This window comes from Halocola ammonii (genome assembly GCF_049334165.1).
Classification (GTDB): Bacteria; Bacteroidota; Bacteroidia; order Flavobacteriales_D; family Sanyastnellaceae; genus JBEGHD01.
This window is the reverse complement of sequence record NZ_JBEGHD010000011.1, coordinates 103821-123681: the sequence shown is the minus strand read 5'-3', so window position 1 is coordinate 123681 and position 19861 is coordinate 103821. Positions and strand designations below refer to the sequence as shown.

Annotated in this window: 16 protein-coding genes; 13 read left to right on the top strand and 3 right to left on the bottom strand. The window is 44.0% G+C overall.

The window, feature by feature from the left end; genetic code table 11:
- Nucleotides 1-2: 2 nt before the first annotated feature.
- The 10 genes from ABHV44_RS12200 to ABHV44_RS12155 all read left to right on the top strand — a co-directional run bounded on the left by ABHV44_RS12200 (nt 3) and on the right by ABHV44_RS12155 (nt 6615).
- Nucleotides 3-851 carry a DUF5777 family beta-barrel protein gene (locus tag ABHV44_RS12200; protein WP_459074973.1) on the top strand — a complete coding sequence of 283 codons (849 nt, stop codon included), beginning with the start codon at nt 3-5 and terminating at the stop codon, nt 849-851.
- Nucleotides 852-854: 3 nt separating this feature from the next.
- Nucleotides 855-1877 (top strand): c-type cytochrome, encoded by a 1023-nt coding sequence (locus tag ABHV44_RS12195; RefSeq protein ID WP_459074972.1) that lies wholly within the window; start codon nt 855-857, stop codon nt 1875-1877.
- Nucleotides 1878-2064: 187 nt separating this feature from the next.
- Nucleotides 2065-2352, top strand: coding sequence for a TRL-like family protein (locus ABHV44_RS12190; protein WP_459074971.1), 288 nt, complete (start codon nt 2065-2067; stop codon nt 2350-2352).
- A 66-nt stretch (nt 2353-2418) separates the two neighbouring features.
- Nucleotides 2419-2928, top strand: a complete 510-nt coding sequence (locus tag ABHV44_RS12185; protein WP_459074970.1) for a hypothetical protein — start codon at nt 2419-2421, stop codon at nt 2926-2928.
- Nucleotides 2921-3460, top strand: a complete 540-nt coding sequence (locus ABHV44_RS12180) for a hypothetical protein (protein ID WP_459074969.1) — start codon at nt 2921-2923, stop codon at nt 3458-3460. The genes ABHV44_RS12185 and ABHV44_RS12180 overlap by 8 nt, the downstream gene beginning before the upstream one ends.
- Before the next feature lie 38 nt (nt 3461-3498).
- On the top strand, nt 3499-3741 hold the full coding sequence (locus tag ABHV44_RS12175) for a hypothetical protein (protein WP_459074968.1): 243 nt from the start codon (nt 3499-3501) through the stop codon (nt 3739-3741).
- 6 nt (nt 3742-3747) lie between these two features.
- Nucleotides 3748-4170: a 3D domain-containing protein gene (locus tag ABHV44_RS12170; RefSeq protein WP_459074967.1), complete on the top strand. Its 423-nt coding sequence runs from the start codon at nt 3748-3750 to the stop codon at nt 4168-4170.
- Between the two features lie 45 nt (nt 4171-4215).
- Nucleotides 4216-5127 (top strand): glutaminase, encoded by a 912-nt coding sequence (locus tag ABHV44_RS12165; RefSeq protein WP_459074966.1) that lies wholly within the window; start codon nt 4216-4218, stop codon nt 5125-5127.
- Between the two features lie 50 nt (nt 5128-5177).
- Nucleotides 5178-5822 carry a hypothetical protein gene (locus tag ABHV44_RS12160; protein ID WP_459074965.1) on the top strand — a complete coding sequence of 215 codons (645 nt, stop codon included), beginning with the start codon at nt 5178-5180 and terminating at the stop codon, nt 5820-5822.
- A gap of 208 nt (nt 5823-6030) precedes the next feature.
- Entirely contained in the window at nt 6031-6615 is a 585-nt protein-coding gene (locus ABHV44_RS12155; RefSeq protein WP_459074964.1) for a hypothetical protein, read from the top strand.
- Nucleotides 6616-6637: 22 nt separating this feature from the next.
- Here ABHV44_RS12155 and ABHV44_RS12150 read toward each other — a convergent pair whose 3' ends face one another.
- A complete protein-coding gene (locus ABHV44_RS12150) occupies nt 6638-9880 on the bottom strand; it encodes a S41 family peptidase (protein WP_459074963.1) in 3243 nt (1080 codons plus the stop codon).
- 555 nt (nt 9881-10435) lie between these two features.
- Here ABHV44_RS12150 and ABHV44_RS12145 point away from each other — a divergent pair.
- From ABHV44_RS12145 to ABHV44_RS12135, 3 genes are all read left to right on the top strand, one after another.
- On the top strand, nt 10436-13504 hold the full coding sequence (locus ABHV44_RS12145; RefSeq protein ID WP_459074962.1) for a T9SS type A sorting domain-containing protein: 3069 nt from the start codon (nt 10436-10438) through the stop codon (nt 13502-13504).
- A gap of 158 nt (nt 13505-13662) precedes the next feature.
- A complete protein-coding gene (locus ABHV44_RS12140) occupies nt 13663-16281 on the top strand; it encodes a T9SS type A sorting domain-containing protein (RefSeq protein ID WP_459074961.1) in 2619 nt (872 codons plus the stop codon).
- 116 nt (nt 16282-16397) lie between these two features.
- Nucleotides 16398-17171 (top strand): tRNA pseudouridine synthase A, encoded by a 774-nt coding sequence (locus tag ABHV44_RS12135; protein WP_459074960.1) that lies wholly within the window; start codon nt 16398-16400, stop codon nt 17169-17171.
- Nucleotides 17172-17198: 27 nt separating this feature from the next.
- On the opposite strand, the gene ABHV44_RS12130 is transcribed toward ABHV44_RS12135, so the two are convergent.
- Both ABHV44_RS12130 and ABHV44_RS12125 read right to left on the bottom strand, forming a co-directional pair.
- A complete protein-coding gene (locus tag ABHV44_RS12130) occupies nt 17199-18254 on the bottom strand; it encodes a class I SAM-dependent methyltransferase (RefSeq protein WP_459074959.1) in 1056 nt (351 codons plus the stop codon).
- Nucleotides 18255-18420: 166 nt separating this feature from the next.
- Nucleotides 18421-19659: a M16 family metallopeptidase gene (locus tag ABHV44_RS12125; RefSeq protein WP_459074958.1), complete on the bottom strand. Its 1239-nt coding sequence runs from the start codon at nt 19657-19659 to the stop codon at nt 18421-18423.
- Nucleotides 19660-19861 lie beyond the last annotated feature (202 nt).

The following is a 19861-nucleotide window of genomic DNA, read 5'->3' as shown; positions in this document are numbered from 1 at the left end:
CAATGCGAAATCGTCTTTTAATCTTCACCTTTATTTTTTGCGCTTTGGCGGCCTCTGCCCAGGAAGAGCGGGATTTTGTCCACCAAACATTTAAGGACACCCGAGTGATCAACGGCCATTCGGTGGAAACTGAGCCCAAAGGGCAAATGAAATTTATTATCAGTCACCGATTTGGAAGTGTTTCGGGTGGAGTCTACGAGATGTTTGGACTGGATGAAGCTACGATTCGCATTGGTCTGGATTACGGAATCACTAACAGACTAACCGTGGGAGCAGGGAGAAGCGGCCTTGAAAAGACATACGATGGCTTTTTGAAGTACAAACTTTTGAGACAGAGCAAAGGAGAAAACTCGTTTCCACTTACGGTGACCGCAATGTCTTCTCTGGCGATTCGAACTCTGGATTTCGAAAATCCCGATCGTACCAACTACTTTTCTTCACGGATGTTCTATGCCAACCAGCTGCTCATTGCACACAAGTTTGGCGGCTACTTTTCTCTACAAGTGATGCCAACTCATGTGCACCGCAATTTAGTTGAGAACACGTCCGTTGACAACGATGTGTTCTCTATCGGTTCAGCTATGCGCATTCAGATCACGAAAATGCTCGCCATCCAAACAGAGTACTACTACACTCCTACCGGACAGCTAAGCGAGGATGTCTTTAACAATTCGGTTTCCCTGGGAATCGACATCGAGACTAAAGGACACAACTTTCAGCTTTCGTTTACCAACTCTCGCGGGATGATTGAAAAATTCTTTATTGGTGAAACACGAGGAAACATTCTAGATGGAGACATTTATTTTGGATTCAACATCACCAGAGATTTTAGAATAGGAGAAAGGAGATAAAACATGAAAAAGGCACTTTTAATTCTTGCTCCAATTTTACTCATTGTGATGGCATTCGGGATAAGTTCTGAACCCAACCCCAAAGAATGGGATGAAGAAACCAAACTGGTGGAAGTACTCAAAGAACTGGGACAACCCTACCCCGACCACTACATAGACTCGCCATCGGACGAGCAAATAGAAATGGGAAAGCAACTGGTATATGAAGGACAGGTTGATCGTCCCGGACTTGGAAAATCGAAACTCATTAGTAAATTCTACTACTGCACCGATTGCCACAATCAGGTACGTGAAGATCCGGAACCAGCAAACGCAACACCCGAAAAACGCCTTGAATATGCAGTTGAAAACAATCTGAGGTTTCTCCAGTCAACTACTTTTTGGGGAATGGCCAACCGAGAGTCGTGGTACAATGACGATTACATTCTAAAGTATGGATCCCTTGTAGAAGAAGCTACAGAAAGCCTGGCAGCTTCCACTCAACTTTGCGCTCAGGAATGCTCACAGGGAAGAAAACTGGAGCAGTGGGAACTCGATGCTATTTTGGCTTATTACTGGTCGCTTCAGCTAAAGCTCAGCGATCTTGAGTTGAGTGATGAGGAATGGAACTCTCTGAAGGAATTGGCGAAAAATGACAAAAACGATGAAGCAATTGCCTTATTAAAGCAAAATTACATGGTAAAATCAGGAGCTGACTTTGTGGATCCACCAGCCGATAAATCTAAAGGCTATCCTTTTGAAGGCGACAGAGAAAAAGGTAGGTTGATTTATGAAAACAGTTGTCAGACCTGTCACAGGCCCTATGGACCATCGTCCGTGATTCTTGACAAATCAAAACTGACGTTTAAAAAACTAAGAAAAAATATCACAGCGAACTCTAAGTGGTCGATCTACGAGATAATCCGCCACGGAACTTATGCCCAACCAGGCCATCGACCGTATATGCCGCATTACACTGCGGAGCGAATGAGCGACCACCAAGTAGAGCATTTGAGAGCCTTTATCGAGTGGCAAGCAGATAGTTAGAGTCAATCATTTTATATCCCGCTCTAATTAGGTTGAATTTTTTTTATAAAAAAGTGGGATATCAGTTGTCCTAAACGGATCATTCTAATATATTCGTCACGTTTTTGTGGAGACCAGCCACCACGTGAAAAAACGGGGCGAATCCGAAAAGCCTTATGAGTAGGGTCACTAAATTTTAACCGAGATCATGAAAAAGATGAAAACACTTGCCCTCGCGATGGGTGCGGTTGCCATGATGGCAATGAGCAGCTGCTCACTAACACTTCCTGTAGATGCTACAAGCAACGAAGTTGGTTCTAAAGTAGGTACTGCTTCAGGTACTGGTTACCTTGGAGTACTTTTCTTTAACGCTGATGCCAGCATCCGTACAGCTGCGAAAAACGGTGGAATCACTAAAATTTCTACTGTAGACATCAAGCAGAAAAACATTCTTAACCTCATCGTTACTTACGAAACAATCGTAACTGGAGAGTAAGAAATTTACTTTATTTGAAAGGGTGCCTCTTTCCAATTGGCACCCTTTTTTATTTTTGAACCCGTCATGAAAAACTCACTTACCCCTTCCCTTCTATCTCTTCTTGTAATCGGCATTCTACTTTCTTCATGCTCGAGCAACGAGAGTGGCACGGTAATGCTCGCCAATAACATGGATCTTGAGCTTAGGCAAAATGAAAAGGTGATAGAAAACAATACTGAAGTTGTGGAGTTTCACGATTCTGTATTTAACAGTTATGGTGCTCTAAATTGGCCTCTTTACAAGGCGCTTGAAGGAAAAAATTATAGATCATTCGTAGGAGTTCCAATTGAAACCAATAGCTCGCAACTCATCGAAATGGTAGAAAATGACGACTCAAACAGAATCATTGAAAAGTACGAAGGTGATTCGACAAGCTTTATAAAATATCAAAAAGGTGACCTCTATATAGTCTCGGTAATAGCCGATTACAATAAATTTCTTTGGACGCTCTCTGCCACCTCTGAAGACTCTACAGCAGTTAGCTTTCTATTCGACCCAGAAAAATTCTCAAACAGAGTAAAATCAAATGAGTAAATCCGTCTACATCAAAATTCTCGTACCTGCATTTCTTATCTCAGTAGTCTTCTATTCTTGCGGAGGTCTGAAGCCTGCTGCTTCTAACTCTGGTAAAGATCTCTATGAATCTTTTTATGCGGGAGATGGAACAACGAGATATTTCATAAAGCCTTTGGAACTCGAATCGCAAGAAGAAAACTTGTTAATCGATTTTAATGTTGAATCGAATGAAGGTGACACTGCCACCGCTTTGTTTTCAGTTTACTCAGAAGAACCATTAAAAAGTATCGACAGGTTAACATTTTCAAATGACGACATGGAGAAATCCACGCAGGAAGTAGACAAGATGTTTATCGAACTAGAGAAGAAAAACTACGAATCTCGTTATTCAGTAAGAATCCCTAATAGAGACCTTAAAGGTGTTTTTGCTAACCATAATTGGACATTGACCATCGAGTCCGATGGTAAAAAAATGTCATTTACGCCCGCAAGAAAGACGATGAAGAAAATCAACACCTTGAACAAAGCAGTATTTATGTTGGTAGAATGAGGTAACAAACTTTTTTCGTCTCATTCTAATTTAAGAACATGAATCGCATTTCTCAGAAACTTACTTTCATTGTCTCTTTTTTTCTGGTAACCATTTCTGCTCTCCAGGCGCAGATCCCTCAACAAATCGAACCCAGTGGACCGAAAGCTGAAGAGTCCTTCACAGATTCTCCCTGGCTTTATGTAGCAATCGGTGGAATAATTTTGCTGATTATAATTTTCTACGCTGCCAAAAAGCGTGCTGATCGCAAGAGACGAGAAGAGTTGAACGACACTAAATAATTGGATTTGGGACCTCATCCATTCAAATCAATTTTACTCTTTTCCTTTCTGATTTTGGCTACAGGCTGCGACAAAAGCCCGGAGCGGAAAAAACTGAAGGTTACTGCCACTGCCTACAATTCGGTAAACTGGCAAACCAAGGCAGGTGACCCGACTATTGCCGCCTGGGGAGATACTCTCAAGCCCGGCATGAAGGCGATTGCCGTTTCTCGCGACCTTATTGACTCCGGCCTGGTACACAACACCGAAGTGAAAATAAAAGGTCTCGATGGCACCTACCTGGTGAAGGACAAAATGAACCGTAGATGGAAAATGAAAATTGACATCTACATGGGTGAGGATGTTGAAAAAGCCCGCGAATGGGGAAAGAAAAAAGTAACTATCAGTTGGGTTCCGGGAAAAAATGAAGACGACCTGGCCACTGATTAGGATCTCAGACAATTATCCCTTTTATTCCCTCAAAATCTATCGCGCATGGACTATCAAAAAATCCTGGAAGACATCAGCGATCAACTCGAACAGATGGCGCCATATGGAAAAGTGGCCCGCTACATTCCCGAGTTGGCAAAAGTAGATCCCGATAAATTTGGTGTGCACCTCAATGCTTTAGATGGCAGCAATTACAGCGTTGGAAACAGCGATGAAAAATTCTCATTGCAAAGTATTGCAAAGGTGCTCTCCCTGGCGCTTGCCCTGGAAATTGAAGGACGCAAACTCTGGAAGTGGGTAGATGTGGAGCCTTCGGGTGATCCGTTCAACTCATTAGTTCAGTTGGAGCACGAAGACGGAAAGCCCAGGAACCCGTTCATCAATGCCGGAGCACTAGTAATTTGTGACATTCTGGTGAGCCGTTTAAAAGATCCCAAAAAGGAGTTTTTGGAGTTCGTGCGAAAGGTGGCCGAAAACGATAACATCCACTACAATGAAAGCGTGGCTTCTTCGGAGAAACGCCACGGTCACAGGAATGCTGCTTTGCTCAGTTTTATGAAATCGTTCGGGAACATCCAAAACGACAATGAGACGGTTCTCGATTTTTACTTTCACATGTGCTCCATCGAAATGACCTGCCAGGAGTTGGCCCACACTTTCATGATGTTTGCGAATGATGGAAAATCCATTTCAGGAAAACGATTTATCACTGAGGTAAACTCCAAGAGAATCAATGCCATCATGCTCACCTGCGGTTTTTACGACCAGGCCGGTGAGTTTTCTTTCACCGTTGGGCTACCCGGAAAGTCTGGTGTTGGTGGAGGAATTGTAGCCGTGGAGCCCGATGAGCTAAGCATTGCCGTTTGGAGCCCCCGACTCAACAAAAAAGGCAACTCCTACAAAGGCATGAAAATGCTCGAGATGTTTACAACCAAGACAGGGTTTTCGATTTTCTAGTTTTTGAAAAATTGTACATTCAGGTAGTCTTAAGTTCAAAAGCTTCCGGTATGAAACGATTACTGCTTTTTACAATCGCCTTCTTTGGCGTCTTCTTAATGAGCGCTCAGAGCGAAAGACACGAAGTTGGCTTTAGACTCTCTCCTGGTATTAGTGTCTTTGGCGATTTTAGCAGACCAATTCCTGGTTTGAGTGCGGACCTCTTCTATTCTTACCGTTTAGGAAAGTCAACATTCATAGAGTCCGGCTTGAAATACGCTCAGATTAGCCATGAATACCTTGGACCAATTGAGATGCCACTTCTCAGAGACAAACGAATCATTTCCGAAGGCTTTGTCGAAATTCCTATCATTTTAAGACTTTCTCTTTATCAAGGCTCAAACCCTCGTTTCAACGCAGACATACTCGCAGGCTACTCTTTTGGATTTAAGGTCAATCATTTTCACTTGGATGTCTACTCCGAAGAGGCTCACATTAGAAAAGTTGACTGGCGAGAAGAGTCAAACTACCTGCATTTCATCCAGACCGGATTCAACTTTTCTTACCGACTGAAGAACAATCTTACAATTGGGCTTCGGCCTCAAGTCAGAATTCCTCAGGGTTTTGAGTGGTACCAGCCTGCAAACCTTCTCATCCCAGAGTTGGGAATTTCCATTTCTCAAAAGTTTGGTAAACAGAGGACTTTTGAGGATTAAAATACATACCTACTTCAGATTTTCATTTTCGCATTTCTTTAGATTCTTTCAGCTCAGAACTGGGATACCTCACAGTCTTAACCTCTTCATAAAAAAGAAATAGAAGTGATATTTCGGTCAGATTCTATCATTCTAATAAATCTCGTTGAGCTGGTTTGTCTTAAATCATTTTGTAGAATTGATAAAGTTTAACGCTAAAATCAACGCTATGAAATCTATTTTACCTCTTTTCTTGTTCGTTTTACTCAGCCACAGTGCACTTTTCTCACAGGATGAAACACCTGCCGAAGAATCTAAAATATCTATCCAGGTGTCTGGCGCCTACCTCAACTATGAGAATTACACGAGGTCTGGGAATGATTTTTTCGAATTTGCGAATGCCGCGGCTTTCGTATCAGGCTATTACAAAATCAACGAAAATATATCCGCTGGATTAAAGGTTGGTTACATGAGGTACAATTTGGATTTCCTACCAACTTTCATCAGTCTCAAGTCTACTATTATAAAAAGGCCAAAACACGAAATATTTTTGAGCACAGGAATAGGCTACGCTCCAAAACTGAATCAAAATGCAGACAGAATCAAAAGTGGTCTTTGTTTAGACCTGAGTCTGAATGGAAATATCATTCTAGGTGATCATTTTTCCGTTCTATACGGTCCTATGTTTTATCTACAGCAGTTTACAGCTCCTGATCATTCTGTTGTACAATCTTTTGCAAGTGATGTACAACGGACAGAATCAAAAACTGCCCACCACATTGGATTTACAGTAGGTGCAGAATTTAGGTTCTAACCTGTGATAAAAATGGTGCTGTCTACTGCCCAACTTCCTCAAGCATCACTTCCACTGCTTTTTGCAACTGTTGATCTTCACCGCTGGAAGCGGCTTCCGGTTCGTTTTCGACTTTCACATCTGGCTGCAGCTCCTGGTTTTCGAGAAGTTCACCTGTTTGCAGATCCTGCATTCCCACTTGTGGAATTCCAAAATAGGTGTGACCATCAATAAGTGTCTCCCACCAAACTGCAGTGCCGGTTCCGGGAACGGGCATTCCAACGAGCTTACCGATATTCAGCCTCTTGTAAACCCATGGGAAGAGATGCGCATCTGAGTAGTTGCTTTCGCTCACCAAAACGATGGACGGCTTTTGCCACTTTCCGAGTGGTTCACCCCCCATGTTGTCTTGACCGCGAGGGAGAAACCTCAAGTACGGCTCACCATCGAGGAAAGTCGCCAGGTCATCGTGGAGCCAACCACCTCCGTTAAACCTCGTGTCAACGATCAGTGCTTTACGGTCGTTGTACTTACCGAGCGCCTTGTCGTAGACCTCCCTAAAGCTGGAAGAATTCATTCCTCGGACATGCACGTAGCCAAGTTGCCCGTTCGACAAACTGTCAACTGCAGCTTCTCTCGATTTTACCCAACGTTCGTAGGCGAGTTGATTTTCTTGCCCCCTGGAGATCGGCTCGATTACTTCTTCCCAGCGGTCTTTGGTTTTAGGATTGTAAAAAGTGAAGAGCAGCTTGTCTCCGGCTTTTCTGTTCAGCAGTGGATAGTAATTCTCTCCTGCTTCAATCTTTTCACCATTAATCGACTCGATAATTGCTCCGGCTTTCACCTTGTCACTCTCAACAAGCAGAGGACTCTTGTCCATAATCTCAGCGATGAGCAAACCATCGCCATCGTGCTCTTCATCAAAGTAGGCTCCGAGTGCTGCTGTATTATCATCTGTTGGTTCACCGGCACGATAACCAGAGCCTGTGTGGGAGGCATTCACTTCACCCAACAGTTCGCTTAGCATTTCGGCAAAATCGTAACCGTTATTGATGTGCGGTAAGAACTTTGCGTACTCTTTGCGATACATTTCCCAGTCTACTCCATGAAGATCTTTTAGATAGAATTTTTCTTTCATCTGTCTCCAGGCGTGGCGAAACATGTATTCGCGCTCAGCCGCTTTATTGAGATTCATTTCGGCTGAAAAGTTGATACCCTTTTGCTCACCTTTCTTGACGTCTACTTTTGTAAGACTGCCTCTGTTCAATAAGAAAATATTTTCTTCTTTTTTATCGAACTGCAAACCACTTCCAGAAGCGTTGAGTTTGGCAAGGATTTTCGTTTCACTCTCTTTGAAGTCGGTTTTCCAGAGGTCGTAACCTTCTTCGAATTGTGCCATGTAGTAGAGGTTCTCGCCTTCTTTGTCCACTAAGAAATCTGCCAAGAACGAACTGTGAATTGTCAGACGCTCTTTTCGATCGTAGAGTCCGTCCAGTTCAATTTTCAACGGCTCAACCTTTTCCTCTTCCTCTTCATCGTCTTTCTTTTTCTTGTCGTCCTTGTCTTCCTCCTTCTTCTCCTCCTTGTTTTCTTCTTTCCAAAGGTCGTACTCAGCTTTGCTCAGATTAAATTTTTGCCAGGCATCTTCCGTGAGGAAAATGGCGTAGACATCGCTCTGTGAGCCCCAGCTGCCGTGCGATCTGTAACCGCGCTTATCGCTACTCCAGTAAACCATTTCTCCGCCCATTCCAAATTTCGGTCGACTGTTGTTGTAGCCACTGCGACTCAGGTTGATCGGCTCCTCTCCTCCACTCGCTTTCACAAGCCCGATGTCTTCATTCCAGCGATTGGTTGCGAGGTACTGAACAAGGAGCCATTTGCTGTCTGGTGCCCAGGTGAAATACTGATCACCATCGGCATAAGAGTAGTTTTTGCTTCCCGGAAGAACTGTTCTTGTCTCACCACTTTCGATGTTCAGCACCTTTAAAGTTGTACGATCCTCGAGGTAAGCCACTTCTTTTCCATCGGGTGAATACATTCCCTGGAATTCTTCTTCGTCTGTTGCAACCAACGGCTCTTCCTTTATCACAGTGGCGTTGTAGAAATATTTGTCTTCTTCTCTACCGAGCGAAGCCTGATAAATGTTCCAGGTGCTATCTCGCTCAGTCGAATACAAAAGGTGTTTCCCATCAGGGCTGAACTGGACGGAACGCTCCATCTGTGGAGTGTTCGTAATTCTCTTCGTGTTGCCGTACTCGATTGAAGTCACGAAAACCTCACCTCTTTCTACAAAAGCGATTTCCTTTCCGTTTGGTGAAACGTCAAACTCCTCCGCTCCGGACTTAATCATTTTCACCACTGTTTCATTGTAGCGATCGTCCGTAGAAATTCGGATATCGATCAATTCGGGTTCTCCACCTTCAGTCATTTTGTAAATCTCACCATCATAACTGAAAAGCAGTGTTCCACTATTTGCCCGCGACAAAAAGCGAACAGGGTGTGTGTCGAAAGATGTAACTTGAGTGGTGTTCGATTCTGAACCTGAAGAAATATCAGTCTGCCAAACGTTAAACGAACCGCTTCGTTCGGTAAGGAAGTAAATAGAAGTGCTGTCCTTCCAAACCGGGTTGCGATCTTCGCCTTCCCAGGCAATTACTTTTTGGTACTCACCGGTATTTGTGTTGTAAGTCCAAATGTCTCTGGTGACAGACGAAGTGTGATGCTTACGCCACTCGTTCTCATAACCTTTCCGATCATGGAAAATCAGCTTTGAGCCATCCTTATTGTAGCGTGCCAACTCAGCTGGCGTAGTAATCACCTGCATTTCTCTTCCACCATCCACACTCACTTTGTAGAGTTCTGAAAGCACTCCAGAAGGAAACTGAATCGACTCAGGCGCATCCAGTCTCGATGAAGTGTAAATCACATGTTTGTTGTCTGGAGTGAAATCCGAAGGATGGTCATCTGCAGAGTGATAAGTCAGTCGCTTAGCTTCCCCGCCTTCTGCCGGAATCACAAACACATCGAAGTTTCCGTGACGATCGGAAGCAAAAGCAATGTGCTTTCCATCCTTGCTCCATACAGCCTCGAAATCGTGGGCTTCGTGAACTGTCAGTCTCTCGGCATCTCCTCCATTAACGGATACTTTGTAGAGATCACCGCCATAAGAAAACACAACTTGCGACCCATCGGGCGAAATGGCCGGATAGCGCATCCAAAGAGGTTTTTCTTGAGCAAAAGAAATAGTAGAAAATAGACAAAGCAGAGCGATAGTAAGCAGACGCATGATTAGAGTGGTTTTGGTTAATAGATGCTGAAATTAGGGAAAACGCTAGAACTCCCTTTAAGCGCTATGTGTTAAAAAAAGCGAAGTGATGAACCTATCCAAAGAATTCTCCTAGAATCTCATCACCTCAATGCAACCAAAGATGATTATAATTTGTTTAGTCTTGCTACTCCAATCATCAGCTTTGATATATTTTATTTCAAAATAATATTTTATCGCAGATTATCTGCAACTAAAATATTATTCCATTAGTCTTTCACCCCACAAAGTAAATCCTTTAGATAGAGAATAAATTTCGGTTGGCTTTCTCTATCGGACAGCCCATTTCCCGATTTTCAGGAAAATGGGCTTTGTTCTTTAACAGCAAATCCAGAACTAGCAAAATTAAATAACAACCCTCAATAAGGCACTAATCAACAACACATTATTCAATCTATAACTGATAACCATCAATCCTCTCAAAGCCAGATCAGAAGTTATTTTGCAATCACCTGCAACTTTCCCAAAGTGGAATGAGTCTTTACACCGCCAGCCTCAATTAAAATACTTATAACCATGTTTAGAAACACCCTTATACTTTTAGGCTTCCTTTTTTTTGCTTTTTGCCTAAATGCTCAGCAAACTCAAACGGTCTACACTTATGGTCAAATGACCAACACCAACGGAGCCTCAATTGATATTACATTTGTCGTAGACGCAGGTGGAATAGTGACCACAGGAATGGCAACCACAGAGCCCGATGGTGGCTTCATCACTCAAATTTCATGGGATGGCTCATCCTGGAGCTCAATAACAGCAAGCTTCATGAATTGCGACTCCACACTCACCTCAGTTGTTTTGAACAACAATCCGAATGAAGTAGACAACCCTGTTGATATACCCTTTGAACTCAATTACTGTGAGGCGTTGAACATCTCTGGTTGCACTGATCCAGCAGCATCTAATTACAATCCCGATGCTAATACAGATGACGGCTCCTGCATTTATGAAGAATGCGAGGGAGTTGAATATCTACTCACAGTTTCTACAGAGTCGTTGGGAAACAACCTCGACTACGAATTGATTTTTAACAATGAGTACGTTTCCAGTTCTACTTCCAGTAATTCGGCTACTCTCAGTCTGCCGTTTTGCCTCGAAGACGGTTGTGGAACACTGATCCTAGAACCAGGTGATCAAAACACAGGCGGAACTTATTTTAATTTCACTACTGGATTTGATTCGTTCGACTCAGGTCAGATCTACCCGGGCGAGCAAGTTTTTGTCAACTTTGGAAATCAGGAAGATTGCCAAATGCAAAACATTCACTTCGGTTGCATGGACAATGAGGCACTCAACTTCAACCCCTGGGCTACAGTTGACAATGGCAACTGCGAGTACGAAGGAACCGAAGAGGTCGAAAATGATCTATGCGAAAATGCTGCCCCACTTCTTGAAGGAACTCAACTTATCAGCAACGTAGGAGCAAATTCCAACGAAGGAATATTTGGCGACTGCTGGGCCTTTGGAAATGGAAAAGGTGAACAGTCGAGCGTTTGGTACACTTTCACTACACCCGAAGAGCCTGCAGCCATAACCATCGAAGCGATCACTGACGGCACAAACACTTTCACCGACACACAGTTTGGACTGTTTGAAGAATGTGGCGGAGAGATGATCTTTTGTGATGGCAACTCTGGAAACGGATTGATGTCAAAGTTCGAATTCGAATGCGGAGAGCTTGAGCCAAATACCACTTACATCCTTTTGGTTGACGGTTACCAGGGCGACAACGGAACTTGCTACCTCGAATACACGGTGGATGGCTCATGTGAAGGAAGTGACGAATGCGAAGCAAATCCAGCTGTGGTAAACATTGTCACAAACACCTGGTCGGAAGAAATCTCGTGGGCGATTTTGCAGGAAGGTGAGATTGTGGCAGAGGGCTCCGACTATGAAGAAAACAATTACCAGTACACTGAAGAGATTTGCCTGGAAGACGGCTGTTACACCTTTGAGATGTACGACTCCTACGGTGATGGTTGGAATGGTGGTGAGTTCTCGATATGGCTTGAGAACGGAACTTTTATCACCAGCGGAGAGCTAGAGACGGGAGAGTATGGCTCAGTAACTTTTGGTGTAAATGCAGATTGTGAAGAAGAAATTGAAGGGTGTATTGATCCAGAAGCCTCAAATTACAATCCAGAAGCTACTATTGATGATGGTTCTTGTGAATACAGCGATTGTGAAGCGAACGAGATTCTGGTTCAACTAAATGCAGGACCGGGAGCGCTTTTTGAGTGGTCTTTCGAGAATACTGAAGAATACCTTGAGGGAGGTGGATACGATGGTCAGGGCGCAATCGAAGAGTACACATTTTGTGTTGAGGATGGCTGTTATAATTTTACAATCTACGATTTCTCTGATAGTGATTGGACAGGTCTGGTTTGTATCTACATCAATGGTGAGGTATACTTAATTGAAGAAATCTCTAACGACACAAACCTCTCTTTTGACATCCCTGTCAATAGCAATTGCAGTGACGAAATTGAAGGCTGTACTGATCCTGAAGCCCTTAACTACAACCCCGAAGCTACTGTTGATGATGGCTCTTGTGAATATGAAGAAGTACCATGTGAGGCAAACAATGTTCAGGTGATTATTGAAACAGAAGCATGGGGTGGAGAAGTATCCTGGGCCATTTACGGAGACGAGCAACAAACTATAGCAGAGGGTGCAGGTTATCAAAGTTATTCTACCTACACCATCGATTTGTGCCTGGAAGATGGCTGCTATCAATTTGGAATGTACGATTCTTACGGTGATGGCTGGAATGGCGGAACTTTCACAATTCTACTTGAAGGAGATGTAATTGACTCTGGAACACTTGAAGACGGAGATGCAGATTGGGAAGGTAGCTTTGACTCCATTGACTTCAGCATTAATTCTGACGATTGTTTCTTTCAGGGCTGCACCGATCCGGAAGCCGAAAACTACAACCCAGACGCCACTATCGATGACGGCTCTTGTATTTATCCTTCGGAATGCTCTATCTCATTTGATCTCACGGCAGACTCATTGAACCTCAACACGCTTTTCGTGATTCCTTCGGATAGTATCGGGGATGCTGTTGGCGTGCTTTGGGATTTTGGAGACGGGTCAACTTCTACTGACCTCTTCCCAGACCATGAGTACGAGGGTGACGGACCATACAACCTATGTCTCACGGTTTATTTTGAAGTTGGTGAAAATGATACTTGCGATGTGACATTCTGCATGGAGATAACAGCGGATATGATTCCAGACCTCATCCCTGGTGCTGGAGGAAACAGTACTGGCTTCTTCATTAACATTATCGAAGATGCTTCCACCATTGGCATCGATGAAGAGCAGCATTTGGAAAGCATCGAAGTGTACCCAAATCCCGCTACGGATTTCGTCATGCTTTCATCGAATGTGCACTGGAAAAGTGAAACGACTGTTACCGTTTACAATGTCCACGGAGCTACCTTGAAATCCCAAAAAGTAAATTTAGAACAAAACGGTGGAGAATATAAAGTTGACATTTCTCAGTACAGCTCTGGATTATACTTTATCAATGTCAGCACTAAAGGTCAATACAAGACATTCAAGATTCTGAAAAACTAAAAACAAAAACCTTATAATTAAGCAAAACCCCGGGAGTTTACTCTCGGGGTTTGTTGTATTCTCAAATGCGCTGACTCCCTTTTATTTAAGGCATTTGCAACTTATCCGCTTTTATCTGTGTCACATAAAAAGACATCATCTAAAAAATCTAATAACCAATGTATAGAGCTACCTTATTAATCGTTTTTCTGATCACTTTCGGCTTCAATGCCAGTTCTCAGATAGAATTCAATTGTGACGACAACCAAACCGCTGTTCTCATTCAGCTTGACGTCAACCTCGAAGCAGAGGACATCGAATGGGGACTAGTCTCGGGAGATACGCTTATTGCTGATGGCTACACCGGTGCCACAGAATCTCACGAGCTTTGCCTCTACGATGGCTGCTACGAACTTTCACTTTACAACATCACCGATACTGAATGGGACGGAGTCGTTTCTGTACTGATGGAAAATGGCGTGGTGGCTTCGGCCGACCTCGACAGCGACCCAACAGTGCTTCACTTCGGAGTCAACTCCGAAGGCTGTGGAGAGGGCTGCACCGATCCGGATGCGCTCAACTACGAAGAAGATGCTACCATCGATGACGGCTCTTGCATTTTGCCTGGAGACTGCGATGGCAGCTGGGTAGAGATTGAGTTAGAAACAGAGTACGAGGCCGATGAAATTACCTGGTACTTGCTCAATGCAAATGAAGAAGAAATTTATGCTGGAACCGGCTTTGAGAATTTTTCAGAATACCATGAATGGCTGTGCCTGGAAGACGGATGCTACACGTTGCAAATGTTTGCAGTAAATGGCTGGAATGGAGCTGAATTTTCTCTATCAATAGGTGACGAAGAGATTTTCGAAACGGGAATGCCAGATGGAAACTTTGGATATATCAACTTTGGAATAAATGCCGAGTGCGATGAGACAGTCTACCTGGAAGGATGCACCGACCCAGAAGCTGTGAATTACGACCCAGAAGCGACTGAAGACAATGGTTCGTGTGAATATCTCGAGTGTGATAATATTCCTGTAACAATTGATTTCGAAACGAATGTGGGACTCGAGGACATAGAATGGGAACTCGAGCTTGTAACGTTTGATTTTGATATTGAAGAAGGGAATGCCGGTGGGTCCCAGAACATTAATCTCTGTCTTGCAGACAGCGGATGTTATGCTCTCAATTTGTCCGACAACTCTTTTACAGGATGGAATGGAAATGTGAGCATTATTGCCAATGATGAAGTTGTGGCTTTCTACGATTTCAATGATGATGCAACAGAAGCCTCCCTAAACTTCTCCTTTAATGTTGACCCCTGTGGTGAAGGCTGCACAGATCCTGCTGCCGTAAACTACGATGATGATGCCACGATCGATGATGGCTCTTGCCTCTATCCTGACGACTGCGAAGTAAGTTGGGTTGAACTTGAAATAGAAACTGAAGATGGCGGTGGTCAGGTTTCGTGGAACATCGTGCAGGACGAAGTAGAGATTTACGGAGACGGTGGATACGAAAGCTACAGCGAAAACTCACACTGGATATGTCTCGAAGATGGTTGCTATACTTTTGAGCTTTTCGACTCAGCTGGTAACGGCTGGAATGGCGGTGAGTTTAGTATCGAACTTGACGGAGAAGATATTCTCGAAGGTACTTTGCCAAACGGAGAGTACGGATTCATGCAATTCAACATCAATTCTCCAGATTGCGGTGACGAAGTGAGCCTTCCGGGATGTACAGACCCAGAAGCGACAAATTACTCTGAGGTCGCTACAGTGGATGATGGCTCGTGCATCTATCCTGAGTGCTCCGGAACAGTTGTTTCCTTTCAGGTGGATGTAAACCTCGGTGAGAATGACATCGAGTATGGAGTTTTCAGTGGAGACACGCTCTTTGCCGATGGCTACACCGGAGGCACCAACATCGTTGAAGTTTGCCTTCAGGATGGCTGCCACACTATTGAACTGTACAACCTCACCGACACACAATGGGACGGGGTAATCACTGTTTTTGCGGATAATGAAATGATAGCAGGTGGAAACCTCGGTGAAGGTGACCCGCACATCGTTTACTTTGGAATTAATGAAGAAGGTTGTGGCGAAGGCGAAATTGCTGGTTGTACAGACCCCGAGGCTCTCAATTACGACCCTGAAGCCAACGTGGATGATGGCTCTTGCATTTACCCGCCTGAGTGCTTCATCGACTTTGTTCTCACGGCCAGCGAAAACTTCCCAAATACCATTTTCGTGATCCCGAATGACAGCATTGAAGATGCAGAAAGCATTGAGTGGGACTTTGGTGATGGAAGTGTTTCAGGAGAAATTTATCCAGATTATGATTATGATGGAGACGGGCCTTACACCCTCTGCCTCACAGTAGTTTTCGAAACAGAAGATGAGGAAGAGTGTGAAGCGACTTTCTGTCTTGAGATTTCAGCGGATATGATTCCAGACCTCATTCCGGGCTTTGGAGGATCTGCAGGGTTTAGCATCAATGTAATTGACGATGCAAGCACCATCGGAGTCGGAGAACTCGAAAACGAATTATCTTTCGAATTCTATCCTAACCCGGCCGGAGATCAGTTGAATGTAGATGTATTCAATAGCACTTCTCCAGAAGCCGAGTTACTCGTGAGAGACCTCAACGGAAGAGTTGTGAAGTCGGTTGATCTCGATCTGGCTGGAAGTTCGTCAGAAAACTCCATTGATGTTTCGGAAATCAGCTCTGGTGTTTATATCATCACCCTAAAAACCGAGCAAAGCAACATCAACAAAAGAATGATTAAGAAATAACCTATACAGGTACACTCTAAATACTAATTATTGCAAAGCCCGCATTCTCTTCCCGGAGAGTGTGGGTTTTGTTTTTTAAAAAATTCCGTTCCTTCGCACCCCTCATCGCCACAGTCATGGAAAGATTCTATTACCTCATCCACATTCAGTATCTCGGCTTTCGGTTTCACGGCTGGATGGTACAGCCTGACGTGAAAACCATTCAGAAAATGGTCGACAAAACTGTGAGGTTCATCTGCGGTCACGAAAACTTTAAAACCCTCGGCTCTAGCCGAACAGATGCGAAAGTCTCTGCCACCGAAATGGCATTTGAACTCTTCATTTTCGAAAAGTTGGATGAAGTAGAGTTTCTCGATTTGCTAAATTTAAATCTACCCAACGACATCCGGGCGACAAGTGTGAGAGAAGTCGACAGCAAGTTCAACGTGATTCAGCACTCCAAGATCAAGGAATACATCTACTTCTTCGCCTTTGGAGAAAAGCCGCATCCTTTCAGTGCTCCTTTCATCGCCACTTTTCTGGAAGATCTGGATGTGGATGAAATGAAAAAGGCAGCAGCTCTTTTCGAAGGCCGCCACAATTTTAGGCAGTACTGCAAAAAACCGAGTCCGCACACTATTCTGGAACGAGAGGTTCTCACGAGCCACATCGAAGAAAACGACATCTACACCGCCAACTTCTTTCCTGAGAAATCCTTTGCCTACCGTGTGAAAGCTTCAGGCTTTTTGAGAAACCAGGTGCGACTGATGATGGGACAACTGCTCGAGGTCGGCCGGGGAAACAAAACGATTGAAGACATCCGCGAATCGCTCAAAGGCGAATCAGGTCAAACCTTCGACACCATCGCTCCGGCAGCTGGATTGGTGCTTCACAGCATTGAGTTTGAGTAGAGTGAAAGCAACAAAACCGAAGAGTCCTTACTTCTTCTTTCTGGCAAGGATATAAACCCGCGGAGAAGTCAGGTCGAGCAAATCAATGTTTGGATAATTTCTTTGACATTGCGTCAAAGTTTCTCTGTCAACCATTCGCAAGTGTTGCTCTTTAGGGAAAGGTATAATAGTGATATCCTCAAATCCAGCTTCTTCAAGTTGAGTTCTTACATCTTTTTGAGAAGTTCTGTTCAGTCCCGTCTTAAAAAAAGACATCGCCCTTTCTTTTTCCTCGGGTCGGATTTCTTCGAGATAGCGCGCAAAGTCTTCATCATTAAGCCTGACATGACCCCAGAGAAAATCCAGCGTACAAAAGCTGTGGCCACCATTTAGCGAAAAGAAAGGATTGTATTCGTGAAAAAGAATTCCATCATCTTTGAGCAAATTGTACATCGATTTGAATGCATTTGCTGTGTCGTGCACATGCTCGAGAACCTGCCAGCTACAAACTATGTCGAAAGTACCGGGCTCCAAACGAGAATTTGAAATATCATCTTCAACAAATTCAACTTTGTCGCTATCCGCACTCATTGACGCGATTCTCTCTCTTGTCGCTTTAAGTTCTGCATTTACCTCTTCAAGTTGCAAGCTCCTGTCATCATCTTTAGACTCCACAGATTCCACTTTATAGCCGGTGAATTCTGAACCAACCACCTTCTTCACACCGCATTCAGCTAAAGAATAAGAAGTCGCTCCAAAATTGCAACCTACCTCCAGAATTGTTGCATTGTCCAGGCTTTTGCCAAAAGAGCTTATCACCGGTGTTGCCTTTTCCACAGCAACCTGTCCAATTTGCTTTTGTTTGCGACAATACTCATCATTGCGCTCGGGTAAGGCTCCTTTTGCCAGCATTTCCCAGCCGGGCTTTACTTTGCTCCTGAGCCCAGAACGAAGCACAAATTTGTTCCCGTGAGAATCTGTGAACTCGCCACTCTCGGGAAACTTCGACAGATCAAAAGGTGATTCAAATATGTTCTGAATGAATTTATTTGTCTTTGCCTTGTTGATGGTATACTTTACAAGAGGGGTGACAAGATTTTTCATTGAGTACAAGTTAAATTTAATTGGATAACAATTTGCTAAAAAGCATCTCCTGAATAAAACTCAAAGACTGAGCAGGGAGCAAAGTTAATATTCTAAAAATTCAATCAAATATACTTTTTGCCAGCACTGGTACACTACAACATAGAATTTGAAGAATAGAACAAGATTAAGTCAGCGTTAGCGAACTCATCCGACTTTCGTCAAAAATCTCGTTGGCAATTTCGATTAGATCTTCAGAAGTCACTTCTTCGATCTTTCTAAAAACCTCCTGCAAAGAATCCACCCGATCGTAGAGCAGGTAGCTTTTCCCAAGCGCCAGCATCGTTCCCGCACCGCTGTCTTGAGCGAGGGCAATTTGTCCAATCAATTGCTTCTTTGCCTGTTGAAGCTGAGTGGCACCAAGTTTCTTTTCGCGAAGGCTTTTCAGCTCTTTGGCGATAAGGTTCTTACTCTTCTCGAAATAAGTAGGGTCGGTACCCAGATAGATCTCAAACACTCCCGTGTCTGAGTAAGGCGTATAGTTCGATTCCACATTGTAGGCAAGACCGTACTTTTCACGAATCCCCATATTGAGCCTACTGTTCATAGCCGGACCACCGAGGAAATTGTTGAGCACAACAAGCCCAGTCTTTTTGGGGTGATCGAAGTGATAAGCCGTTGAACCCAACAGGTGATGCACCTGGTGAGTATCCGCATCTTCTACTTTGTGTCGCGGCTCGTAGCCGGTGTATGGCTTGCGATTTTCTTCAGCCATGTGGTGTTGGTAACCACCAAAAAACTTCTCTGCCAGTCGCTTCACTCGTTTGAAAGGAATATTCCCCACCGAGCTGAAAACCATGTTTTCGGTGACGTATCTGCGTTTTTTGAAGTTGAAAATATCTTCCCTCGATAGAGACTTCACACTCTCCAGCGTACCGAGAATATTTCGTCCGATGGAATGGCCTTCGAAGAGCAGTTCTTCGAAGTCGTCAAAAATCTGCTCTCCGGGATTGTCGCGGTAAGAGTTGATCTCATCGATAATCACATCGCGTTCCTTCACCAATTCCTTTTCCGGGAAAGTAGCGTTCAGGCTGATGTCTGCAATGAGTTCCACAGCTCTTTCAAAATCCTTGTTGATGAAAGAAGCGTAAATCCAGATTTCCTCTTTGGTAGTGTATGCGTTGATCTCTGCCCCCACTCTGTCGAGACGGTTGAGGATGTGGTAAGGCTTTCGCTTCACGGTACCTTTAAAAATGGCATGCTCAATGAAGTGAGCCAGGCCTTGCTCGTGCTCTTCTTCATCGCGCGAACCGGCATTGATCACCAATCCGCAGTGAGCAACCTCGCGATTGGTCTCCTTGTGGATCAGTCGAATGCCGTTAGGCAGCGTGTATGTGTGAAACTCCATCATCTGAAAGGCCGACAAAGATAATCAAGTGAGTTGGTGAATTGCTATATCTCTAATGGCATTTCTTCTTGAACTCTTTATTCTTTTTGTTGAAACCCATCCTCGATTGGTTGACTCCTGGAACTTTTAAGAGTTAGGAAAAGTAAGCTTTTCAGTTTGCTCGAGCGCTGTCCTCCTTTGGAGGAGGTGGCTTTAACTTCGAAGCTCAGCGGAGAAGTTA

Coding starts and splice junctions, on each gene's coding strand:
- ABHV44_RS12175 (WP_459074968.1), top strand. CDS start 3,499: ATGAATCGCATTTCTCAGAAACTTACTTTCATTGTCTCTTTTTTTCTG.
- ABHV44_RS12180 (WP_459074969.1), top strand. CDS start 2,921: ATGAGTAAATCCGTCTACATCAAAATTCTCGTACCTGCATTTCTTATC.
- ABHV44_RS12190 (WP_459074971.1), top strand. CDS start 2,065: ATGAAAAAGATGAAAACACTTGCCCTCGCGATGGGTGCGGTTGCCATG.
- ABHV44_RS12195 (WP_459074972.1), top strand. CDS start 855: ATGAAAAAGGCACTTTTAATTCTTGCTCCAATTTTACTCATTGTGATG.
- ABHV44_RS12200 (WP_459074973.1), top strand. CDS start 3: ATGCGAAATCGTCTTTTAATCTTCACCTTTATTTTTTGCGCTTTGGCG.
- ABHV44_RS12160 (WP_459074965.1), top strand. CDS start 5,178: ATGAAACGATTACTGCTTTTTACAATCGCCTTCTTTGGCGTCTTCTTA.
- ABHV44_RS12130 (WP_459074959.1), bottom strand. CDS start 18,254: ATGAAAAATCTTGTCACCCCTCTTGTAAAGTATACCATCAACAAGGCA.
- ABHV44_RS12150 (WP_459074963.1), bottom strand. CDS start 9,880: ATGCGTCTGCTTACTATCGCTCTGCTTTGTCTATTTTCTACTATTTCT.
- ABHV44_RS12185 (WP_459074970.1), top strand. CDS start 2,419: ATGAAAAACTCACTTACCCCTTCCCTTCTATCTCTTCTTGTAATCGGC.
- ABHV44_RS12135 (WP_459074960.1), top strand. CDS start 16,398: ATGGAAAGATTCTATTACCTCATCCACATTCAGTATCTCGGCTTTCGG.
- ABHV44_RS12165 (WP_459074966.1), top strand. CDS start 4,216: ATGGACTATCAAAAAATCCTGGAAGACATCAGCGATCAACTCGAACAG.
- ABHV44_RS12155 (WP_459074964.1), top strand. CDS start 6,031: ATGAAATCTATTTTACCTCTTTTCTTGTTCGTTTTACTCAGCCACAGT.
- ABHV44_RS12145 (WP_459074962.1), top strand. CDS start 10,436: ATGTTTAGAAACACCCTTATACTTTTAGGCTTCCTTTTTTTTGCTTTT.
- ABHV44_RS12140 (WP_459074961.1), top strand. CDS start 13,663: ATGTATAGAGCTACCTTATTAATCGTTTTTCTGATCACTTTCGGCTTC.